We start from the raw sequence: 15683 nt of genomic DNA on the forward strand, positions 1-15683 counted from the left end.
AAAGGCTTTTTCTTTAAAAACATACTATTGACAGCAAGTGAAGATTCCATTGTTTTTTCGTAAATGTCCCACTTAATACTTGAAGTATCTCTTCAATACTGTTAGAATGTATTTGTAGGGTGAAAGAAGTTGATAGGTAGTTTCTGAGCAGCACTCAAAAAGAGAAAGGCAAGTCAAAGCGTCATTTATGTAGATTGAACCAAGCCATTGGAAAAAATCTGATAATGAAAGTCGGCACGCCTCATCTCTACTTTTTTTAGAACTATCGGGACGTTAAAGGTCTAACCGGGTCGTTAACTGTCCACTAAGTGAGGAGCTAATAAAAATGTCAGATATTGTTAACTTACAAAAAAAACTAATTCCCGACGTTTTAAAAGTGATGCAGAAACGTTATCAAATACTTCGCTCCATTTATTTTTCTGAACCTGTAGGCAGACGGACCCTTGCCAGTATGCTTGGCATGAGTGAACGAGTGCTCCGCAGTGAAGTGGAATTCTTGAAAGCACAGAATCTGATCGACATCGCTTCTTCTGGGATGAAAGTTACCACAGAAGGATTGAACGTTTTTAGAGAATTAGAAAGCATCATGAATCAACTATCTGGCCTTCATTCTATGGAACAAGCACTGCAGGAAAAACTTCAAATCAGAAAATGCTTGATCGTGCAAGGTAATAGCGACGAGACCCCATGGGTACAAGAAGAAATGGGACGGACCGCTATCCAGCAACTCGATATGGCACTTACTGAGAAGAAGAACGTCATTGCTGTGATGGGCGGCTTTACAATGGCCACAGTTGCAGAAATGATGACTCCGGATTTTGCGAAAGGCAGAGAATTATTATTCGTGCCTGGACGTGGAGGACTTGGAGAAGACTTGGATAATCAAGCCAATACGATCTGCGACAAGCTAGCAACGAAGACACGCACCAAACATCGCGTACTGTATGTGCCCGAACAATTGGGAGAAGAAGCCTATCGTTCCCTACTCAAAGAACCATCCATCCAAGAAGGTCTGCGTTTAGTCCAATCTGCGAATGCTATCATTCATGGGATCGGCGACGCAATGACAATGGCATCCAGAAGACATGCAAGTCCAGCCGTGGTCGATAAGATCACTCAGCGAAAAGCAGTTGGCGAAGCATTCGGCTATTATTTCAATGAACAAGGCGAGGTAGTACATAAGGTTTCGACATTCGGACTACAATTCGAAGAGCTGACCAAGATACCTCATATCATTGCCGTAGCCGGTGGCGAGTCAAAAGCTAAAGCAATCAAATCGTATATGAAGACCGCTCCAAGAAATACGATTTTGATCACGGACGCCGGAGCAGCTGAATCGCTTTTAAAAGGGCAACCCCTTTTGAAATAAAAAAACAATATTTTCAAGGAGGAAATTGACTCATGACAGTTAAAGTTGGTATTAATGGATTTGGACGTATCGGTCGTCTAGCATTCCGTCGTATTCAAGATGTGGAAGGTATCGAAGTGGTTGCGATCAACGACTTGACAGACGCTAAAATGTTAGCACACTTATTGAAATATGACACTACTCAAGGTACATTTGGTGGCGACATCGAAGTACATGATGGTTTCTTTAAAGTTGACGGTAAAGAAGTTAAAGTATTAGCTAACCGTAACCCAGAAGAATTACCATGGGGCGACCTAGGGGTTGAAATCGTATTAGAATGTACTGGTTTCTTCACTACTCAAGAAAAAGCAGAACTTCACTTGAAAGCAGGAGCTAAAAAAGTTGTTATCTCTGCTCCAGCAACAGGCGACATGAAAACAATCGTATACAACGTTAACCACGAAACTTTAGACGGATCAGAAACAGTTATCTCCGGCGCAAGCTGTACTACTAACTGTCTTGCTCCAATGGCAAAAGTTTTGGATGAGAAATTTGGTATCGTAGAAGGTCTTATGACTACTATCCACGCTTACACAGGTGACCAAATGACACTTGACGGCCCGCACCCTAAAGGCGACTTCCGTCGTGCTCGCGCTGCAGCTGAAAACATCATTCCAAACACTACTGGTGCTGCTAAAGCAATCGGTGAAGTATTACCAAGCCTTAAAGGTAAATTAGACGGAGCTGCTCAACGTGTTCCAGTTCCAACTGGTTCCCTTACTGAATTAGTAACAGTTCTTGATAAGAAAGTTTCTGCTGATGAAGTAAACGCAGCAATGAAAGAAGCTAGCGATCCAGAAACTTATGGTTATACTTCTGACCAAATCGTATCTTCTGACATCAAAGGTATGACTTTCGGTTCATTATTTGACGAAACACAAACAAAAGTACTTTCTGTTGGCGACAAACAATTAGTTAAAACAGTTGCTTGGTATGACAACGAAATGAGCTACACTGCTCAATTAGTTCGTACTTTAGAATACTTTGCTAAAATCGCTAAATAATAGCAGATAGCGGCAAATCGAGACGCATTTACAAATAAGATGAATAAGCGGAAACGATCCTGTTTCCGCTTGTTTTTTGAAACATCATCCTTTAACACATGGAGGAATAATAAAATGGCTAAAAAAGTAGTAACTGATTTAGATCTAAAAGGAAAGAAAGTCTTAGTACGTGTAGACTTCAATGTACCAATGAAAGACGGCAAAATCACAAACGATAACCGAATCGTAGCTGCTTTGCCAACGATCAAGTACATTTTAGAACAAGGCGGAAAAGCAATTCTCTTCTCTCACTTAGGTAAAGTCAAAACAGAAGAAGACAAAGCTGACAAAACACTTCGTCCAGTTGCAGAACGTTTAAGCGAATTACTAGAAAAAGAAGTAGAATTCGTTCCAGTAACACGCGGTCCAGAACTTGAAAAAGCAATTGACGAACTAAAAGACGGCGAAGTTTTACTCTTTGAAAACACTCGTTTTGAAGATATCGATGGTAAAAAAGAAAGCAAAAACGATCCAGAACTTGGCAAATACTGGGCAAGTCTTGGTGACGTGTTCGTAAATGACGCTTTCGGAACAGCTCATCGCTCTCACGCTTCTAACGTAGGGATCGCTTCTAACTTGGAATCAGCAGCAGGCTTCTTGATGGATAAAGAAATCAAATTCATCGGCGGCGCAGTTGACGAACCTGTTCGTCCATTTGTAGCAATTCTTGGCGGCGCGAAAGTTTCTGACAAAATCGGTGTAATTGAAAACCTACTTAAAAAAGCAGACAAAATTTTGATCGGTGGCGGAATGGCTTATACTTTCATGGTTGCCCAAGGTAAAGAAGTAGGTATCTCTTTACTTGAGAAAGATAAAGTCGACCTAGCGAAAGAAATTTTAGACAAAGCCGGCGATAAATTGATCTTACCAGTCGACACAGTAGTAGCAAAAGAATTCAGCAATGACGTTCCTTTCCACACTGTATCATCTGACGAAATCCCTGCGGATGAAGAAGGTCTTGATATCGGCGAAAAAACGATTGAACTATTCAGCAAAGAACTACAAGGCGCGAAAACAGTTATTTGGAACGGTCCAATGGGTGTATTCGAAATGAGTAACTTTGCCAAAGGAACAATCGGCGTATGTGAAGCAATCGCTAATTTGAAAGATGCAACAACGATTATTGGTGGCGGAGATTCTGCAGCAGCAGCAATGCAACTTGGCTATGCAGATAAATTCACACATATCTCTACTGGTGGCGGAGCTTCTCTAGAATACCTAGAAGGTAAAGAATTACCAGGCGTTGCTTCAATCAGCGAAAAATAATCAAAAACGAGAGGATGTTCATCCAAATGCGTAAACCAATTATTGCAGGTAACTGGAAAATGAACAAAACGGCTGCTAAAGCTGCCGAATTTGTAGAAGAAGTGAAAGCGAATGTTCCTTCAAAAGATGCTGTGGACTCCATCGTTGCAGCTCCAGCAATCTTTTTACAAGAATTAGTTCGTTTAACAGAAGGATCGAATCTTCACATTTCTGCACAAAACAGCTATTTTGAAGACGAAGGTGCCTTCACAGGCGAGATCAGCCCCTTTGCCCTAGCTGACATGGGCGTTTCCTATGTGGTTATCGGCCACTCTGAACGCCGTGAATACTTCCATGAAACAGACGAAGATGTAAACAAAAAAGCACATGCTATTTTCAAACACGGCATGACTCCTATCATTTGTTGCGGTGAAACATTAGAACAACGCGAAGCCGGCAAAACAAACGAATGGGTCTCTGGCCAAGTTAAAAATGCACTTGCTGGACTTACAGAAGAACAAGTTGCAAAATCTATCATTGCTTATGAACCAATTTGGGCAATCGGTACAGGCAAATCTTCCACTAGTAAAGATGCTAACGACACTTGTGCGGTTATCCGTAAAACAGTTGCAGAAGCAGTTTCCGAAAAAGCTGCTGACGCTGTTCGCATCCAATACGGCGGTAGTGTAAAACCTGAAAACATTGCAGACTACTTGGCTGAATCCGATATCGACGGTGCTTTAGTAGGCGGAGCAAGCCTTGAACCAAAATCTTTCTTGAGCTTATTGGAGGCAGTAAAATAAATGAGTAAATCACCTGTAGCAATCATTATCCTTGATGGATTTGGTAAGCGTGCAGAAACAGTTGGCAATGCTGTTGCCCAAGCGAAGAAACCAAACTTTGACCGTTATTACGAAACATTTCCGCACAGCGAATTAAAAGCAAGCGGACTTGATGTCGGACTTCCAGACGGTCAAATGGGGAACTCTGAAGTTGGACATACCAATATCGGCGCTGGCCGCATTGTTTATCAAAGTCTAACACGTATCGACAAAGCGATCGAAGAAGGCGAATTTCAAAAAAACAAGCCTTTGAACAATGCATTTGACTATACAAAAGAACATGATTCCAACCTGCATTTGTTTGGTTTGCTTTCTGACGGTGGTGTACACAGCCATATCAATCATTTGATTGCTTTATTAGAAACTGCAAAAGCAAACGGCGTAAAAAACACTTACATCCATGCTTTTCTTGACGGACGCGATGTAGCGCCTGACTCCGCACCAGCTTACGTGGAAAAATTGCAAAACGAAATTGCGAAACTTGGCTACGGCGAAATCGCAACTATCTCTGGCCGTTTTTATGCAATGGACCGCGACAAACGTTGGGAACGCGTAGAAAAAGCCTACAAAGCGATCACAGCTGGCGAAGGTGAACAAGCTGAAAGCCCTGCAGCTGCCGTAAAAGCTTCCTATGACGCTGGTAAAATGGATGAATTCGTCCTACCAACTGTCATCACAAAAGGCGGCAAACCAGTAGCAACGGTAAACGACAATGATGCAGTCATCTTCTTCAACTTCCGTCCTGACCGCGCTATTCAATTGTCGAATGCTTTCACGGATAAAGAATGGGAACATTTTGATCGCGGGGAAGCACATCCGAAAAACATCAAATTTGTAACCATGACATTATACAACCCAAGCATTGACGCAGAAGTTGCCTTCGCACCGATCGAAATGAAAAATGTGATCGGCGAAGTGCTTTCCGACAAAGGCTTGAAACAACTGCGCATTGCAGAAACAGAAAAATATCCGCATGTTACTTTCTTCATGAACGGCGGACGCAATGAAGAGTTTCCTGGTGAAGATCGTATCTTGATCAATTCTCCAAAAGTAGAAACCTATGACTTGCAGCCGGAAATGAGTGCTTATGAAGTAACTGACGCATTAGTAGAAGACATCCAAAATGATAAGCACGATGCAATCATTTTGAACTTCGCTAATCCGGATATGGTTGGTCACTCCGGAATGTTGGAACCAACAATCAAAGCAATCGAAGCAGTAGATGAAAATCTAGGACGCATTGTTGATTTGGTCTTGGAAAAAGGCGGCGCAGCGGTAATCTTCGCTGACCACGGTAATTCTGAAACGATGACGACTCCGGATGGTAACCCGCATACGGCACATACGACCGTTCCAGTTCCAGTGATCGTAACGAAAAAAGGCGTAACTCTTCGTTCAGGCGGACGCTTGGCGGATGTTGCACCAACCATGCTTGATTTATTAGGCGTTGAAAAACCAGCAGAAATGACTGGAGAAAGTTTGATCGAAAAATAAGGTTTTGCTTTCCATTATGTTTGGTTAAAGGTACAATATAAATGAATTGAATTTGGGACGAGAGTAAATGTTGCACCCGATGTATCTGTAGGGCAAGGAATGGTAGATTACTAGTGGAGATTGTACAGCAACTGGCTGTCGATCATACAGTCAGTGGATTACATGTTCGCTTTGCTCACATGTATATTGGGCTCGTAGCTCGCTTTACTCGCACAATCCCAACAAAGGAGAGAATATAAATGTCAATTATTACTGAAGTTTATGCTCGCGAAGTTCTAGATTCTCGCGGAAACCCAACTGTAGAGGTAGAAGTTTACACAGAAGCAGGCGCATTCGGACGCGCATTAGTTCCAAGTGGTGCATCTACTGGTGAATACGAAGCAGTAGAACTACGTGACGGCGACAAAGCTCGTTACCTAGGAAAAGGCGTTTTGAAAGCAGTAGAAAACGTAAACGACGTTATCTCTGACAAAATTATCGGTTTTGACGTAACTGATCAAATCGGTATCGACAAAGCAATGATCGACTTAGACGGTACTCCAAACAAAGGTAAATTAGGTGCTAACGCTATCCTAGGTGTTTCTTTAGCAGCAGCACGTGCAGCAGCTGACGAACTAGGCGTTCATTTATACGAATACATTGGCGGAACAAACTCCAAAGTATTGCCAGTACCAATGATGAACATCTTAAACGGTGGCGAACACGCTGATAACAACGTAGACATCCAAGAATTCATGGTAATGCCTGTTGGCGCTCCTAACTTCAAAGAAGCACTACGCATGGGTGCTGAAATCGTTCACGCACTTAAAGGCGTACTTAAAGGTAAAGGCCTAAACACTGGTGTTGGTGATGAAGGTGGTTTCGCTCCTAACCTTAAATCAAATGAAGAAGCAATCGAAGCAATCATCGAAGCAATCGAAGCAGCTGGCTACAAACCAGGTGAAGAAGTTCGTATCGCAATGGATGCTGCATCTTCTGAATTCTACAACCGCGAAACTGGTAACTATGAACTTAAAGGTGAAGGCGTAACTCGTACTTCTGAAGAAATGGTTGCTTGGTACGAAGAAATGACAGGCAAATACCCAATCATCTCGATTGAAGATGGCTTAGACGAAAACGACTGGGATGGTTTCAAACTATTAACAGATCGTATCGGTAGCAAAGTACAACTTGTTGGGGACGACTTGTTCGTAACAAACACTGAAAAATTAGCACAAGGTATCGAAAAAGGTATCGCTAACTCGATCCTAATCAAAGTTAACCAAATCGGCACATTGACTGAAACATTAGATGCTATCGAAATGGCTAAACAAGCTGGTTACACAGCAGTAGTTTCTCACCGTTCTGGTGAAACTGAAGATTCCACGATCGCTGACATTGCAGTTGCTACAAATGCTGGTCAAATCAAAACTGGTGCTCCAGTTCGTACTGACCGTGTTGCTAAATACAACCAATTACTACGCATCGAAGACAACTTGCAAGATCTTGCGGAATACCGCGGAATCAATGCATTCTACAACTTGAAAAAATAAGCTAGTTATAAAGTGCCAGCACATCTAAGTGCTGGCACTTTTTTTATGGGCAATTTTTGACAAAAATGTGCCAATAGTCCCTATTTTAGTAAATAAACCCTTATACAGCTGTCCGCTTGGAACCCCAATGTGCTAAAATAAATAAAACTGCGATAATTCAAGTAAGGAGCTGTAAAATGAAAAAAGGTTATGCACTTTTCTGTAGTATGATCCTCAGCATTGGAATATTAGTAACTCCGGCTACTGCCCAAGCAGAACCCAACCAGGCAATGACAGCCGAAAGCAAACAAATCATCCAAACGGTACAGACCGCAGAAAAAGAGGACTATCAAGACCAGCGGGTCATCGTCACATTAAAAGACACAACCCCTGCTTATATAGAAGAAAATTATCCGCTTGTCCAAGCAGAAATGATAAAAACAGATACTTACCTATTTAAAATCAAAAAATCAGCAGGTACATTAGAAACGCTCATTAAACAGTTGCTGGCAGACAGAACACATATCTCCATTGCCGAACCAAACTATAAAGCAACGATTTCAAGCAGCAGCACGGATAAAAAACTTTGGGCAAAAAACAATAGCAGTTATCCGGAATTCGACATTAACTATAATAAGATCGATCCAGCACAAAGTAAGAAAAAGATAAAGATCGCCGTAGTAGACACCGGTATCGACTATAATCATCCGGCATTAAAAAACGTGATCTCGAAAACAAAAAGCGGCGCCGTCAATGGCCGAGATTTTGGCGATAATGACAATGATCCTATGGATAAAGACTCGCACGGTACCCATGTAGCCGGAACGATCGCTGGGGCTAACGGCATCGGACTGGATACCAATGTAGAGATCATGCCGCTAAAAGTAGAACGATCTGACGGAAACATCTACGTTTCCGATATTATCGCAGCGATGGATTACGCGGTGAAAAACAAAGCCGCGATCGTGAATCTATCATTGATCACTCCTTTTAAAAGCCAAGAAATGAAAAAAACGATCGATAAAGCTAAAAACGTGCTGTTTATTGCAGCAGCAGGAAATAATGGCGGGAATAACGATAAAGAAGCCGGCGGAACCAACGTCAATTTGATGACGCCACTCTATCCAGCGTCTTTCGATTCGCCCAACATCATCAGTGTTGCTAATCTCAAACAAAATGGTTTCTTAGAAGAAAGCAGCAACTACGGAAAAACTTCCGTCGATCTTGCAGCACCGGGAACCAACATCTACAGCACCCTGCCAAACGGCAAATACGGCTATAAAACAGGCACATCTATGGCTGCGCCGCAAGTTACTGGGATAGCAGCATTATTAGAAGGTAAGTATACGAGCGACAGCGCCGTACAGATCAAATCACGCATTTTAAAAAATGTCCATAAATTATCTGCCCTAAACGGAAAAATGACGACAGGAGGCTTGCTGGATGCCTACAAAGCATTCTCGCCTGATACGCTTACGTCGGACCGTTATTATTATATTCGTTCCGTTGGCAGCGGATTATATATGAACGTAAAAGGAAATTCAAGCAAGGAAAACACGGCACTTTGGCAATCAGGTATGAATGGAAAAGCAGGCGAGCAATGGAAAATCGTCAAAAATAGCAATGGTAGCGTCTATCTGCAATCTCGCCTAGGCAAAGTTTTACAGCTTAAAAACAACAGCAAAAATCCAAATACCGTTCTTCAGATCAATAAGAAAAATACGAAAAACAATGCACAGCAGTTTTACCTGAGCAAAATAGCTAACGGCCGCTACAGCATCGAAAGCTGGAAAAAACAGACCAATGTCGCTGGTGTGTCCGGCAATACGAAAGCCAGTAAAAGCGCGATCTTAGCCAAACGAAACCAAGAATCCCTTTCCGAACAATGGGAGTTCAAACCAGTAGCGATCCAAAGCGGAAAAACGTATAATCTTATTTCCAAGAAAAGTGGGAAAGCATTAGAAATAAGTAGTACGAGCAAGCTGGCAGGGGCAAAACTATATCAAAACACCTCTAAAAACAGTATTTCTCAGCAGTTCATTTTGAAAAAAGACAGCAAAGGCATCCAGATCGTTTCTAAAGCCAATCCCAAATATGCACTAGAGATCGCCGGCAATAAAATGGCGAAACGCACGAAACTTAGTATGCAGACACAGAAAAATACGAAAGGCCAGCATTTTACCTTTAAATTCCAATCAGATGGCAGTGTCACGATCGCAGCGCTCAGTAGCACCAAATACGGCTTGGATGTGAAAGGCGCTAGCACGAAAAATAAGACGGCTATCCAGCTGTATTCCCTTAAAAATCTGGACAATCAGAAGTGGTTTTTGATTCCCCGCTAAAGCTATAAATCAGCCTGTTGACATTCCACTAAACAAGCGTTATGATATGTCTATTGTTTAGAAATACTCTTGTAAGAAAATGACTGTTTAAGCGAAATACGCGGCAGTTTTTTTCATGCGGATCATCTTTCCAGAGAGTAATTTTTAGGGTATAAAAGATTTAGGAGGACTGCTTAAAATGAAAGTAGATCGTAGCTTTATGATCGAAGCAGGAAATCGTGCTGTACTGCTTTTACATGGTTTTGCTGGAACGACATCAGATATGAGAGAACTAGGAGAATATATTGCCGAAAACGGCTATACCGTATATGCTCCTAATTATCGCGGACATGGAGAGAATCCGGAGAATTTTCTCGCGACCACACCAGAAATGTGGTATGAAGATGCTGTGAATGGCTATAAAAAATTACAAGATGCAGGCTACCACGAGATCGTCATCCTAGGTGTAGCGATGGGCGGCGTATTTGCGCTAAAAATGGCTCAAAAATTTGCACCGAAAGCAATTATTCCATTATGTGCAAACGTCAACCGGAATATGCGCTATATACCAGTAGAAGCTTATTTGAAAAAACAATTAAAAGCAGACGGAATCGTTGAAACAGAGGCGGATGATATGCTTGCCAGCTACCAATCCGAAATCGAAAAAATGGCGACTGCCCGTGCTGCGTTCTATAAAGAAGTTTCTGGGCAAATCGAAAAGATCCATGTACCAACAATGATCGGCCAAGGCTGCCAAGACGAAGAGATCGATGCAGACAATGCTAATTATATTTTCAAAAAGATCCATACAGATGAAAAACAATTGTGCTTCTATGCAGGCAGCGGACATGACATTGTCAATGACTGTGAAAAAGATATACTGGGAGAAGACGTCGTTTATTTCCTCGATGACCTTAACTGGGTATCAGAGGCAGCAGTCTAAGCACACTTTACGAATAAAATATAATATGCTAAAATAGTAGTTAGTCAAAATGAACGGTTTTAGGAGGAAGAACAATGAGTACAGTTTTAACAGTCTTACTCATCATTTCAGCGGTGCTGTTGATCACAGTCATTATATTGCAACCAGGTAAAAGCAACGGTCTATCCGGCGCTATCTCTGGCGGAGCAGAACAGTTATTTGGAAAGCAAAAAGTTAGAGGTCTTGAGTTGATCCTACATCGGACGACCATTGTCCTTTCGATAATTTTCTTCGGATTGCTAATTGCTTTAGCATTTTTTATGTAATACTGAAATGACAACCACCTAAGTGTTTTTGGGTGGTTTTTTTTTGATTAAAAGGGCAGCCGTGTGGCTTGAGATTATCCGGGTGATATTTTAAACTGGAAGAAGAATCAATTGATTGCGTAACAAGGAGCGAAAAAAAGATGAAAATAACACCCCCGCAGCCATTTCTATTTGAAGGTGGCAAACGCGCCGTTTTACTATTACATGGCTTCACCGGCAGTTCCGCCGATGTAAGGATCTTAGGGCGATTTTTACAGGAGAATGCATATACGGCTTATGCCCCGCAATATAAGGGACACGGCGTTACCCCAGACATTCTGCTTCAAACTGGTCCAGCTGACTGGTGGCAAGATGTTTTAGATGCCTATACACATTTAAAAAACTTAGGCTATGAGGAGATCGCCGTAGCTGGATTATCATTAGGCGGCTTGTTTTCACTGAAATTAGGTTTTTCAAGACCAGTTAAGGGAATTGTAGCTATGAGCACACCAACAAAAATGGACAGCTCATCACCCATCATTGCCGGCTTTCACGATTACGTCCGCAATTATAAAAAGCTGGAAGGTAAAACTCCCGAAGAGATCGATCAGGAAATGGAAGCTTACAAAGACGCCCCAATGAACACTATCGCAAAACTGAAAGATGAAATCAACGAGGTAAACAGTGAGATCGACATGATCTATGCGCCAATTATGGTCGTCCAAGGCAAAAAAGACGATATGGTAGATGTGGAAGGCGCAGAACGCATATATAACAAAGTAGAATCAGACATTAAAGAACTACATTGGTATGAAAAATCCGGGCATGTCATTACCTTGGATAAAGAAAGAAAAGAACTGAACCAAGATATTTTAGACTTTTTAAACCGGCTTGACTGGGAAAAATAAGAAACCAAAACGAAGAGAGGAGGGGAAATATGAAACAAAAACAAATGGAAGAAAACATCCATGCCTTATTGACCGCAAAACCAGACGATACTTTTTCGTTGGATGAATTAGAAGCGCAGATCGCCCCGCAAGATGCAGAGGCATTCAAAGAAATGGTAAAGGCATTAGTAAACATGGAAGAGGCAGGAACAATCGTACGTTCCCGCAAAAACCGCTATGCACTGCCAGGGAAAATGGATCTCATCAAAGGAACTTTCCGCGCACATGAACGCGGCTACGGCTTCGTCATTCCAGAAAATAAGGACTTAGACGATATTTTTATTCCCCCAACAGAAGTAAGCGACGCTATGAACGGCGATATCGTATTCGCGTTTATTACAAAACGTAAAGGCGACAACCTTGCAGAAGGAACAATCAAACGAATCGTAGAACGCAAAACGACCCAGATCGTGGGTACCTATATGGAAGATGAAGTAGGAACACCGCTAGTAGTTCCAGATGATAAACGTCTATTTGGCGAGGTCGAAGTTTCTTTGGAAAAAGGATTGAAGCCTGTAGATGGTCATAAAGTGATCGTCCAAATAACGGAATATGCACACGGAAACAAACGCACCCAAGGAATTGTGTCCTCTATTATTGGACACCGCAACGATCCAGGTGTTGATATCGTGTCGATCATCCACAAACACGGCATTCCACTATCTTTCCCGGAAGAAGTGCTGAAAGAAACCGAAAAAGTACCAAGCTCGCTTGAAAATGCCGAAATCGGCAATCGCAGAGATCTACGCGACCAAATTATTATCACGATCGATGGCGCGGATGCCAAAGACTTAGATGATGCTGTCACGGTAACAAAACTGGAAAACGGCAATTGGAAGCTAGGCGTTCACATTGCTGATGTTTCACATTATGTGACAGAAGGTTCGGAAATCGACAAAGAAGCTGCGGATAGAGGAACGAGTGTATATCTCGTGGACCGCGTTATCCCTATGCTACCTCATAAGTTGTCGAATGGGATCTGTTCGCTAAATCCACATGTCGACCGTTTCACATTAAGCTGTGAAATGGAGATCGATGAAACAGGAACCGTCGTTAATCATGAGATTTTTGAAAGTGTCATCAAAACAACGGAAAGAATGACATATACGGATGTCAATGAGATTTTGACAACGGATAACTTAGAATTGCGTGACCGATATGCTGTTATCGTGCCAATGCTAGAAGAAATGGGTAAATTAGCTGAAACACTGCGCCAAAAACGCGAAAAACGCGGCGCGATCGATTTCGATTTCAAAGAAGCGCGGGTTCTTGTTGATGAAAAAGGGCAACCGCAAGAAGTCGTGATGCGTGAACGCTCTGTAGCAGAACATCTGATTGAAGAATTCATGCTAGCAGCCAATGAAACGGTAGCAGAACACTTCCACTGGATGGACGTACCATTTATCTATCGTATCCACGAAAATCCAAAAGAAGATAAGTTAGCCCGATTCTTTGAATTCATTACTAACTTTGGTTTGATCGTCAAAGGAACCGCCAATGATATCCATCCAGCAGCGCTTCAGCAAGTGTTGGATGAAGTACGCGGTAAGCCTGAAGAAATGGTTGTTTCCACAATCATGCTTCGCTCCATGCAACAGGCAAAATATGACACAGCAAGTGTAGGTCACTTTGGCTTATCAACGGAATTCTATACACACTTCACATCACCGATCCGCCGTTATCCAGACTTGATTGTTCACCGTCTGATCCGCAAATACTTGATCGAAGGTGATGTTTCCGACGCTACGATCGCAAAAGAAGCAGAACAATTACCGGAAATAGCAGATCATAGCTCGAAGATGGAACGACGTGCTGTAGAAGCCGAACGCGAAACAGATGAACTCAAGAAAACCGAGTACATGGTCGATAAAGTAGGCGAACGGTTCCTAGGAATCATCAGTTCCGTAACAAATTTCGGAATGTTTATCGAACTGCCGAATACGATCGAAGGCCTTGTCCACGTGAGTGCTATGAAAGGCGACTATTTCAAATTCCAACCTAACCAGCTGGCAATGATCGGCGAGAGAACGGCACAAGTTTACCGTATCGGTGACGAAGTAGAAGTTGAAGTCACCAAGGTAGACGTAGATGCTCGCGAGATCGATTTTGCCCTACGCAGCAGTGGGAAAATTGACGCTTCGGCGAAAAAGAGAGATGTCAAAACTTTTGACAGTCGTCGAGGTAGTGGTCGAAAGAAAAATAATGCCACGAATAAAGGTAAAGACGGCCAAAAGAAACCAAAAGAAGAATGGTCGACAAAACCAGGCAAAAAGAAGAAAAAGAAAAAACCCTTTTATCAAGGAGTGGCAAAAGGCAAACCGACTAAGAAAAAACGTCATTAGACTCAGAAAGGAAGAAGACCATTGCCAAAAGGTGAAGGAAAATTAATTGCGCAAAATAAAAAAGCCAGACATGATTTTGCAATCGAAGAAACTTTTGAAGCCGGCATTGTCTTGCAAGGAACAGAGATCAAATCCGTTCGTAATGCACGAGTGAACTTAAAGGATTCTTACGCCCGCATCGAACGCGGAGAAATTTTTTTACACAACATGCATATCAGCCCTTACGACCAAGGGAATAGATTCAATCATGACCCACTTCGAACTCGTAAATTGTTATTGCACAAAAAACAAATCAGCCGTCTGATTGGCGAAACAAAAGAAGCTGGCTATTCGATCGTCCCCCTAAAGCTCTATATCAAAGATGGATTTGCAAAAGTCTTGATCGGTGTAGCTAAAGGGAAGAAAAAATATGACAAACGCGAAGATTTGAAACGCAAAGAAGCAAAACGTGATATTGAACGAGCGTTTAAAGAAAGACAACGATAAATAAGAAAAGCGTGCGAATTATATTCGCACGCTTTTTATACAAACAAGATCTCGATTTTCTTCTCTGTTTTCTCTGCGATCTCCCGCAGCGTCGCCATAGAAGCTTCCGTAGCACCACTTTCGATCCTAGCAATCGTGGACTGCGGTTTGCCTACTAAACTAGCAAATTCCCTTTGGGTGAGGTGCAAGTCATCTCGCAACCTTTTCACAGCGACCGCTGAGATCATACGGTCCATTTCTTTTTGGAATTCACCATCAAATTCAGGACTTTCTCTTCTTTTTTGCGCAATTAATTTATCAATCTTACTCATATTGATCAGACCTTTTCTTTAAATTATTTTCTACTTAGATAATATTCTCTTCGTATTCGCTTTGCTTTCATGATTTCCCGGGCAGGCGTCTTGTTTTCTTTTTTAGTAAAGCCGTGAGTGATTAAATAACAGGTACCTTCATCTTGGAAGTAAATGGCGCGCTGAATGTTAGAAGATACTTTGGAACGAATCTCATACACGTTCTTATCCAGCTTTTTGATCCATTCCATTCGTTCTGCCGTATACAGTCCCAAGCGTTGGACATTCTGAATGGTAGCTAATAGTTTTGCCTGATCTTTTACTGGAATACTGGCAAGAAATTCTTCAAAGTAACTGCTCCCGTCTGCTCGAGTGACATAGTCGAAGTTTACTTTATTATCCATATAAGTTGTTTTCACTTTCTGATGTATTTTTGATAGCATTTTCGCTATCAGTTTCTATCTTTATGATAGCATGGATGCCGTCATAACGCAACTGCTTTTAATTATGGATTGGAAACTTTTAAA

The 15683-nt window shown here is 42.0% G+C and carries 14 protein-coding genes; 12 read left to right on the plus strand and 2 right to left on the minus strand.

Going from position 1 to position 15683, the window contains the following annotated elements; all coding sequences use genetic code 11:
- Nucleotides 1–325 precede the first annotated feature (325 nt).
- From HMPREF0556_RS12100 to smpB, 12 genes are all read left to right on the plus strand, one after another.
- Nucleotides 326–1369, plus strand: coding sequence for a sugar-binding transcriptional regulator (locus HMPREF0556_RS12100; protein WP_003759019.1), 1044 nt, complete (start codon nt 326–328; stop codon nt 1367–1369).
- 32 nt (nt 1370–1401) lie between these two features.
- Nucleotides 1402–2412, plus strand: a complete 1011-nt coding sequence (gap, locus tag HMPREF0556_RS12105) for a type I glyceraldehyde-3-phosphate dehydrogenase (RefSeq protein ID WP_003759021.1) — start codon at nt 1402–1404, stop codon at nt 2410–2412.
- 114 nt (nt 2413–2526) lie between these two features.
- Nucleotides 2527–3717, plus strand: coding sequence for a phosphoglycerate kinase (locus tag HMPREF0556_RS12110; RefSeq protein WP_003759023.1), 1191 nt, complete (start codon nt 2527–2529; stop codon nt 3715–3717).
- 26 nt (nt 3718–3743) lie between these two features.
- The gene (gene tpiA, locus HMPREF0556_RS12115) at nt 3744–4499 is read left to right on the plus strand and encodes a triose-phosphate isomerase (protein WP_036105750.1); all 756 of its coding nucleotides are present in this window, start codon (nt 3744–3746) and stop codon (nt 4497–4499) included.
- Nucleotides 4500–6032, plus strand: coding sequence for a 2,3-bisphosphoglycerate-independent phosphoglycerate mutase (gpmI, locus tag HMPREF0556_RS12120; protein WP_003759028.1), 1533 nt, complete (start codon nt 4500–4502; stop codon nt 6030–6032).
- Nucleotides 6033–6271: 239 nt separating this feature from the next.
- Nucleotides 6272–7564 (plus strand): phosphopyruvate hydratase, encoded by a 1293-nt coding sequence (gene eno, locus HMPREF0556_RS12125; RefSeq protein WP_003759031.1) that lies wholly within the window; start codon nt 6272–6274, stop codon nt 7562–7564.
- A 176-nt stretch (nt 7565–7740) separates the two neighbouring features.
- On the plus strand, nt 7741–9885 hold the full coding sequence (locus HMPREF0556_RS13095) for a S8 family serine peptidase (RefSeq protein ID WP_003759033.1): 2145 nt from the start codon (nt 7741–7743) through the stop codon (nt 9883–9885).
- Between the two features lie 178 nt (nt 9886–10063).
- A complete protein-coding gene (locus tag HMPREF0556_RS12135; RefSeq protein ID WP_003759035.1) occupies nt 10064–10807 on the plus strand; it encodes an alpha/beta hydrolase in 744 nt (247 codons plus the stop codon).
- Between the two features lie 74 nt (nt 10808–10881).
- On the plus strand, nt 10882–11112 hold the full coding sequence (gene secG, locus HMPREF0556_RS12140) for a preprotein translocase subunit SecG (RefSeq protein ID WP_003759037.1): 231 nt from the start codon (nt 10882–10884) through the stop codon (nt 11110–11112).
- Between the two features lie 140 nt (nt 11113–11252).
- Nucleotides 11253–11999, plus strand: a complete 747-nt coding sequence (locus HMPREF0556_RS12145) for an alpha/beta hydrolase (protein WP_003759038.1) — start codon at nt 11253–11255, stop codon at nt 11997–11999.
- Nucleotides 12000–12028: 29 nt separating this feature from the next.
- Nucleotides 12029–14380 (plus strand): ribonuclease R, encoded by a 2352-nt coding sequence (rnr, locus tag HMPREF0556_RS12150; RefSeq protein WP_003759040.1) that lies wholly within the window; start codon nt 12029–12031, stop codon nt 14378–14380.
- A gap of 21 nt (nt 14381–14401) precedes the next feature.
- A complete protein-coding gene (smpB, locus tag HMPREF0556_RS12155; protein ID WP_003759042.1) occupies nt 14402–14866 on the plus strand; it encodes an SsrA-binding protein SmpB in 465 nt (154 codons plus the stop codon).
- A 35-nt stretch (nt 14867–14901) separates the two neighbouring features.
- Here smpB and HMPREF0556_RS12160 read toward each other — a convergent pair whose 3' ends face one another.
- Nucleotides 14902–15177, minus strand: coding sequence for a helix-turn-helix transcriptional regulator (locus tag HMPREF0556_RS12160; protein ID WP_003759043.1), 276 nt, complete (start codon nt 15175–15177; stop codon nt 14902–14904).
- Nucleotides 15178–15200: 23 nt separating this feature from the next.
- On the minus strand, nt 15201–15560 hold the full coding sequence (locus HMPREF0556_RS12165; RefSeq protein ID WP_040486805.1) for a type II toxin-antitoxin system RelE/ParE family toxin: 360 nt from the start codon (nt 15558–15560) through the stop codon (nt 15201–15203).
- Nucleotides 15561–15683 lie beyond the last annotated feature (123 nt).

It is taken from the genome of Listeria grayi DSM 20601 (genome assembly GCF_000148995.1).
Taxonomy (GTDB): domain Bacteria; phylum Bacillota; class Bacilli; order Lactobacillales; family Listeriaceae; genus Listeria; species Listeria grayi.